At 66.9% G+C, this 8,082-nt stretch carries 5 protein-coding genes; 4 read left to right on the forward strand and 1 reads right to left on the reverse strand.

Annotated features, from left to right (window positions below; translation table 11 throughout):
• Nucleotides 1-12 precede the first annotated feature (12 nt).
• On the reverse strand, nt 13-861 hold the full coding sequence (locus ACILR9_RS06250) for an urease accessory protein UreD (RefSeq protein ID WP_395709037.1): 849 nt from the start codon (nt 859-861) through the stop codon (nt 13-15).
• A 925-nt stretch (nt 862-1,786) separates the two neighbouring features.
• On the opposite strand from ACILR9_RS06250, the gene greB reads away from it, so the two are divergent.
• The 4 genes from greB to ACILR9_RS06270 form a co-directional block, all read left to right on the forward strand.
• The gene (greB, locus tag ACILR9_RS06255; protein WP_395709038.1) at nt 1,787-2,338 is read left to right on the forward strand and encodes a transcription elongation factor GreB; all 552 of its coding nucleotides are present in this window, start codon (nt 1,787-1,789) and stop codon (nt 2,336-2,338) included.
• Between the two features lie 30 nt (nt 2,339-2,368).
• Nucleotides 2,369-4,231, forward strand: a complete 1,863-nt coding sequence (locus tag ACILR9_RS06260) for an acyl-CoA synthetase (protein ID WP_395709039.1) — start codon at nt 2,369-2,371, stop codon at nt 4,229-4,231.
• Between the two features lie 262 nt (nt 4,232-4,493).
• Nucleotides 4,494-4,892: a transglutaminase domain-containing protein gene (locus tag ACILR9_RS06265; RefSeq protein WP_395709040.1), complete on the forward strand. Its 399-nt coding sequence runs from the start codon at nt 4,494-4,496 to the stop codon at nt 4,890-4,892.
• 94 nt (nt 4,893-4,986) lie between these two features.
• Nucleotides 4,987-8,082 (forward strand): DUF6531 domain-containing protein (locus ACILR9_RS06270; protein ID WP_395709041.1); only part of this gene is annotated, 3,096 nt, incomplete at its 3' end.

Below are 8,082 nucleotides of genomic sequence, written 5' to 3' on the forward strand. Positions count from 1 at the left end.
TAAAAGGCTGCATCAAACATGCCAGACTCGCGGCAGCCGGCGGCCGCGGAAATCGGTGAGAAACCGGATGGTGGTGCGCCGCACCGCCGTCGCCTCGCCGAGCACGCGGGCGACCATCACGCCGTTGACCAGGGTGACCGCGGCCCGCGCCTCGGTGACGCCGTCGAGCAGGGCGCGCGCCCTCTCGAAATGCTGACGCGGCTCGTCCCACACGCCGATCACCGTGGCGAGCGCATTGGCCGCGCCGAAGCCTGCGCCCTCGGGCGTCTCGCCCTCGACGCGCAAGGCGTCGGTCCACAGGAGACGCCCAGGTTGACTCCGATCTGTCCGGCGCACCGACCAGCTGTCGAGCAGCAGGCCCGAGACGAAACGCTCGCCCGAGGCGGCGCGGCCCAGCACCACCATCTCGCAGGCCAGCAGCGCGCCGCCGGGCGCGACGTCGGCCACCGTGCGCCGCTGCAGGCGCGCGCCCTGGAAGACGATCGTCTCCTGCGGCAGCCAGTCGAGCGTCGCGCCCTCGCCCACGCGCACCGACACGTCGATGCGGCAGGGACCGCTGCCGGGGGCGGCCCGATAGACCTTCTCCGCCGCCTGGGTCGTCGCCACGGCGGTCGCGCCGGGGCCGATCTCGATCGCCATGGCGAGCGCATCGCCGCCGGTGACCCCGCCCGAGGTGGTGAGCAGCACCGCCTGCGGCGGCTCGCCCGGCTCGGGCTCGGGGAACAGCACCCGGCAGGGATCGCGCTGGTAGAGATCGCTGAGCCGCGTCGTGCCGTCGCGCAGGTCGTAGGCGACACGGCTTGCGCCGGACGAGCGCTGCAGGCGCGGCCGGTCGAGCGGATCGGAGGATGGGGCCGTCACGAGTGGACGCATCTCCATTCCTCCCCCGTCTTACGGGGGAGGTGCCCCCGCAGGGGGCGGAGGGGGAAGGCCTCACACGAGATCCATGTGAGTCCAACGTCAAAAAGATCTCGACTGCGGCTCTCCCCCTCCGCCCCGTATGACGGGGCACCTCCCCCGATTACGGGGGAGGGATTCGAAGAGCGTCGCGGTCCCGACCCTGGCACCTGCCGAATAGAATCACCCTGCATTTTTGCGTTCGGTGCGTTCGGTGCGTTCGGATCCTTTGGAATCAAGGGGTTGGCCGACCGCAAGACACCGCCCGGCAGGGCCGTTTGCGGTCGGGGGAGCCGTCTTGCGGTCGGGGTCATGCGCAGGCGCGCCCCCGCTGTCTCTTGCCGCACGTTGATTGGCGCCAATCCTGGCAATCACGATCATTCCCTCGGGTTTGCACAAAGGTTCCCCAAACGCGATATCACGACATGACAGGATCGGGCAGGCGGCCCAGCCGAATTGGCTGACGGCATGCGTTATCGCCGATGCCCCCCACGCTAGGCAGGCTTCTCACGCCGTCAAGAGAGCCCGGCCCGGATCGGGTGCGGGTCCCGCCCCCATAGGCGTTGAATTACGAAAAATCCTCACCCTGAGGAGCGGCCCGGAGGGCCGCGTCTCGATTCGGGCGAAGTCACCTTCGCCCTTTGGTCGGCAACAGACAAGGTGTCGCGACACTCACTTCTCCAACCAATTCATCTGTGGCCCATCCTTCGAGACGCCACGCTTCGCGTGGCTCCTCAGGATGAGGATTTTGTAGGGTCTTCGACACATTTGACGCCTATGGGTCTCGCCCGTCGGCAACCTCTAATCCCAGCGCAAACACTCGCGGTCCGGAAGAGCGCCCGTTCCGCCGGCTGGCGCCCTGCCCCCGAGCGGCTAGACTGGCGGCGTCATGAGCAAGGCCTTCACCAAGGAAACCGACGACGGCGACGACGACGATCTCCCGGACGAGATCGCGGGCCTGCCCGCCGGCGCCAAGAACTACATGACCCCCGCGGGCTTCGCGCGCCTGCGCGAGGAGCTGATGACGCTGATGCGCAAGGAGCGGCCGGAAGTCGTGCAGGTCGTGTCGTGGGCGGCCGCCAACGGCGATCGCTCGGAGAACGGCGACTATCTCTACGGCAAGAAGCGCCTGCGCGAGATCGACCGCCGCATCCGCTTCCTGTCCAAGCGCCTGGAGCGCTCGGAGGTCGTCGATCCCGCCAAGCGGCCGAAGACCGACCAGGTGTTCTTCGGTGCCACCGTGACCTGGGCCAATGCCACGGGCGCGGAGCGCACCATCAAGATCGTCGGCGTCGACGAGGTCGATCCCGGTCACGGCCACGTCAGCTGGATATCGCCGATCGCACGCGCCGTGCTCAAAGCCCACGAAGGCGACGTCGTGCGCATGCGCACGCCGGCCGGCGAGGAAGAGATCGAGATCATGAAGGTCGAGTACGTCTGACCGACCTGAGCCCTGGCAGGAAACCCCACGATGAAGATTCGCACGCAAGCCGACATCGTCGAGCTCGAGCGGGTGCCGGCGACCGACCGCATCCGCCAGCACACCGTCGCCGAGATCCTGCGCGATGCCGCGGCCAGCCACGGCAACCGCACCGCGTTCCGCTTCCTGTCGGGCAGCGGGCCGACCGATCCGGTGCGCGACGTCGGCTATGACGCGATGCTGCGCCGGGTGACCCAGGCGGCGAACCTGCTGCAGGCCCACGGCATCGGGCCGGACGACACCGTGACCCTGCTGCTGCCCGGCCTGCCGGAAACCTTCATCGCCCTGTGGGCGGCCGAGATCGCGGCCGTCGCCAACCCGGTGAACTACTTCCTCGACGCGACGCAGATCGCCGGCATCATGAAGGAAGCCGGCGCGCGGGCGCTGATCGCCGCCGACGCCTCGATCTTCCCCGACATCTGGCCGAAGGTGGAGGCGATCCGCCAGGCGATGCCCGGGCTAAAAGTGTTCCGCATCGGCAGCGACAGGACGGCGACCGACGCCGTGGATTTCGAGACCGCCTGCGCGCAGCAACCCGACGACCGCCTGATCGCGCCCAAGCCGCTGGCACGCGACACGGTGGCGGCGCTGTTCCATACCGGCGGCACCACCGGCCTGCCCAAGCTCGCCAGGCACACCCACGGCGCGCTCGCCCTGATGGCGTGGACCAACACCCTGATGGTCGATCTCGGGCCGGGCACGGTGCTGCTCAACCCGCTGCCGCAGTTCCATGTCGGCGGCTCGCTGTTCGGCGGGCTGGCGCCGATCGCCAACGGCTGGACGGTGGTGATCCCCACCCCGCTCGGCGCGCGCAACCCCAACGTCGTGCGCGACTACTGGAGCATCGTCGAGCGCAACCGCGTCACCGTCGCCGGCGCCGTGCCGACGACGCTGGCCGCGATCATGAACGTGCCGCGCGACGGCCATGACCTCAGCTCGCTCAAGACCTTCGTCACCGGCGGCTCGACGGTGCCGGTCGAGCTGATCCGCCGCATAGAGCGCGAGATCGGCGCGCCGGTGATCGAGGGCTACGGCATGACCGAGGTGCACTGCTACTCGACCATGAACCCGCTGCACGGCGAGCGGCGCGCCGGCTCGGTCGGGCTGCGCATGCCCTACACCGAGGTCCGCATCGCCGACGTCGCACCCGACGGCACCATCCGGGGCGATTGCCCCACGGGCGAGATCGGCCACGTGCTGATGCGCGGGCCCCAGGTCACGCCGGGCTACCTCGATCCGCGCCACGACCGCGGCGCGATGCTGGCCGACGGCTGGCTCGATTCGGGCGATCTCGGCCGCCTCGACGCCGAGGGCTACCTCTGGCTGACCGGCCGCTCCAAGGACCTGATCATCCGCGGCGGCCACAACATCGATCCGATCGTGATCGAGGAGGCGCTGAGCCGCCATCCCGCGGTCGAGACCGCGGCCGCCGTCGGCCTGCCCGACAGCTATGCCGGCGAGCTGCCGATGGCCTTCGTGCAGCTGCGCCCCGACGCCGGCGCCACGTCCGAGGCGCTGCGCGAATTCTGCCGCCGCGAGATTCCCGAGCGCGCCGCCGTGCCGGTGCAGGTCGTGCAGATCCCGGTCATGCCGCTGACCGGCGTCGGCAAGATCTTCAAGCCGGCGCTGCGCCTGCAGGCGGCCCAGCTCGCCTTCGAGGCCGCCCTGGCGCCGCTCCGGGCGGAAGGCATCGCCGCCACCGTCACGGTCCGCAACGACCCGACCCACGGCACCCTGGCGGCGGTGCGCATCGCCGCGCCGTCGGCCGCCGCCGGATCGCGCGACGCCATCGCCCGGCGCTGCAGCGAGCTTCTGGGCGGCTACCAGATCCGTCACGCCATCGACTTCGAGTGACGGGACGCCCTCAGGCGGACCCCGGGCCTGATTGCCGGGAGCGCGCCAGCTCTTGGTCCCACCTCCCTAGCGAAGCTGGGGAGGTGTCGCCGTCTCACGGCGACGGAGGGGTCATGAGCAGCAGCACTGGGGCCTATGACCCCTCCGCCCTCGATTACGGGGGCACCTCCCCAGCTTCGCTGGGGAGGAGAATGAAAAGAGCGCCCATATGCGAGCGCCCTGTCCGATTACGGGGGAGGCGCTGCGCTGGATTGGGACCGTCTTGTGGCTGGCCACGTGTCTCGCTGGGCACACACGTGCCGTCAGCGCCCAGGATCAGCCTCCGGAAATCGTCGAGCTGGCTCGGGCGCTCAAGCACGATCCCGACCTCATCTACGAGTATGTGCTCAATAATATCGAGACTCTTCCGCAGTTCGGTAGCCTCAAGGGACCACTGGGCACGTTGCTCGACGGCAAGGGAACGTCCCACGATCAAGCCGAGTTGATGATTGCCCTGCTGCGGCAATCGGGCTTCGAGGCCTACTTTGTCTACGGCAGGATCAAGATCAAAGCTGATGAGCTGACGAACTGGCTCGGGTGGACGACAGCTACGGCAGCGTCAACCGCACGCTGGGTTCTGGGGGATTCGCCGGCACTATCGATTCGGTTGGGTCAACCGTGACAGAGGTCCAGTCAAGCACATCCGGAGCAACAGCCCGGCAGCTGCAACCAGCGATATCATCGGCGGCGCCGCAATTCGTCCCCAACCACCTGGTGTGAAGCGCCGCCAGACCTTTTTGCCAAACCAATTCGAGATCATCGATATTACGGACTCTATTCCGAGCTATTTGCGGACGAGGCTGACTCTGGAGCTGGGCTCCATAGACCCTGGCACGCAGGTCTTCAGTTCTCTTGCTGGCCCGGTCACCTACAACAGTGCCGATGTGTATGGTCACAGACTCGTCGTCCACTTCGACGGAGCCGCTGTTCCAAGTCTTCTGTACGACGGCGTGACCCAACTGGCGGCGTCGGGGGCAGTCCCAGCCGGTCGACGGCTGGTGGTGAAAACGTCGATTGACCACCCGTACCCAAGTGGTGGCGGCGTCGACGTGGTCGACAACACTCAACTGCAGGTCACACCCGCATCCAACGCCACCTTCCTGATTGGCACGGGGTGGGGCCCAACCGGCCGCGGCATGATCGAGAAGCACCGAAAGGTGCTCGTGCAGAATGCCAGGCAGTCACCTGACGATCCCTCCGCGGAACCGGTGCTCGGGGAGAGCTTGGCCATGCTCAGCTACACGTGGCTCGCCGAGCATGCACAAGCGAAGCATGTGATCGGCCAGGTTTCGGGAACTACCTTGATTTCCCACCATGCGGTGGGCATCGTCGGCATGAAGCCAGTGGGGACATCTTCGGTCGGTCCTTTCATCGATCTGCCACTCGTACTCGTGTCGCCAATACAGAAGAGCGCGCGGCCGGACACCGATGGATTCACGCCGATCGAGGCCGCCGTGTTCGTCGGTGACACCACCTTCTTGAGCATTGCCGAGTCGGGCGCCATCGAGCAGACACAGCCCGGATCAGTCGCGGTGTCGACGGTCAAACTGATCGATACGACCGTTTTGGCCGGCGGGACCATCTTCGACATCAACAATACTTCCAATGGAGGAAGCGAGGCGTACTACGAGAGCACCATTCGGCCGATTCTCACCCCTACGTACCGTCCGGAGGACTTGAACCGGATAAACGACTTTGTGCTCGGGCAGCATTTGCGAGTGATCGCACCCGCCAACGGTACGATCGTCGTGGATCAGTTCTCCGGGGTGGGATACTTCAGTGTCGCGCAGGATGGGAGAAGAATAGGCGCGCTCATATCGGGTGGTCTGAGCGGTGGCGAACCGGCGGTTCCGGTTCCGATCGATGCGGTCGTCGCGAATACTCCCTACTCCCTGACACCGGCGTTGTTTCAATCGTCCGTCATCACCAATCCGCAGGGCTCCTGGGGCTATGCCGGCGGCTTTTTCGGGGTGCCGATCAGTTGGGAGCCCATCAACCTTGTCACGGGCGACTATCTGCTGAGCGCGACCGATCTGTCCGTTGGCAGCCAGGGGATGCCCTATGGTCTGGCCTTCCAGCGCCATTACGACTCCGGCACGCGTTTCCAAAGCGGCCCCCTGGGGCCTGGCTGGTCCCACAATTTTGCCATCACGGCGCTGGCGAACAGTGACGTCTTCGAAGGTCTCGGTGTGAACTCGCCTATCAACGGCGCGGCTTCCATAGCGGCGCTGTTCGTCGCCTGGGACATTCTCAACGACGGTTCGACGACAGCGAAATCCCTGGAAGGGATCGTGGTCGCATCGATCGTGCAGCGCTGGCTGATGGACCAGCTTACCGGCAACGTCGTCGCGGTGACGCAACCCGGGCTCGTCGAGCACTTCGTCAAGCTGGCCGACGGAACCTACAATCCGCCGCTGGCTTCCGGAGCCAGGCTGACCCTCGACAATGGCGCCTACACCTACGTCGCCAAGGATCGCACCACCTTGTCGTTCGATACCAACGGCAATCTCGCGACCTGGCGCAGCGCGGCAGGGGCAACGATCACCCTGACCTACGCCGGCTCCCCGGCGAAGCTGGTCAGCGTTACCAACGATTTCCGTCGCCAGCTGACATTCACCTATGACTCCGACTTGTTGAAGCAGGTGCAGGACGATTCCGGCCGCAGCGTGTCCTACACCTACGATCCGTCGGGAAATCTCATCGGGTTCACCGATACGCTGGGCAACCTGACGAGCTATGCCTACGCGGCTCCGGGTCAGCTCGCGACAGTCGTCAATCCCTCCTTCCCCAGCACGCCGTTCGTCACCAACAGCTACGATTCGCTGGGCCGGGTGATGACCCAGACCGATGCCAATGGCGGAGCCTGGCAGTATTTCTTCGCCGGCACGCGCAGCGAGGAGGTCGACCCAAAGGGCACGCGGCACGTGCTCTACACCACAGCGCGTGGCAGAACGCGGCTCGACATCCAGGACCTGGACGGCCTGAACCTCCGGACCGCCACGGACTATGACGGTCGCGATCGGCCGACGAAAACGTCTCTCCCGGCGGGCAACAGCATCTCCTACGAGTACGACCTCAACAGCAACGTCACCAGGGCGACGCGCAACGACAAGACCGTCCCCACCCCGGTGAAGACCCTGGTGACCTCGGCGGTCTACGATCCGACCTTCAACAAGCCGATCCAGATCACCGACCCGCGCGGGCTGGTGACGACCCTCGCCTACGATGGTGCCGGCAACCTGCTGTCCGTGGTCGCCAACAGCGCCGGCACGCCCAAGGCGACCACGAGCTATGCCTGGACCGGGGCCGGCTTGCCCCTCACCGTCACCGACCCGGTCGGCACCGTCACGCGCCACGCCTACGACGAGCTCGGCAATCGCCTGTCGACCGTCGAGGGTGACGGCACAGGACCGCTCAGCCGGACCACCGCCTATGCCTACAATGCCTGGGGCGACGTGATCTCGATCACCGACCCCAACGGCAACGTCACCCGCGCGACCTTCGACCTCGCGCGCCGGCCGGTCGAGACCACGACCGCCGCCACCCCGGCGGCGCCCGGCGGTGTCGTCACGACCAACACCTACGATGCCGACGGCAGGCTGCTGCAGGCCCGCCAGAGCAGCGCCGACGCGGTGCTGCGCACCACCAGCGCCACCTGGACGCCGACCGGCAAGCAGGCCAGCGCCACCGACGCCAACGGCAACGTGACCACCTGGGCCTACGACATCCTCGACCGCCTGGCCCGCACCACCGATGCCGAGGGCCGGGTCACCACCTTCGAATACGACAACGTCGGCCGGCCCACCGCGACC

It is taken from the genome of Reyranella sp. (genome assembly GCF_044224635.1).
Taxonomy (GTDB): Bacteria; Pseudomonadota; Alphaproteobacteria; order Reyranellales; family Reyranellaceae; genus Reyranella.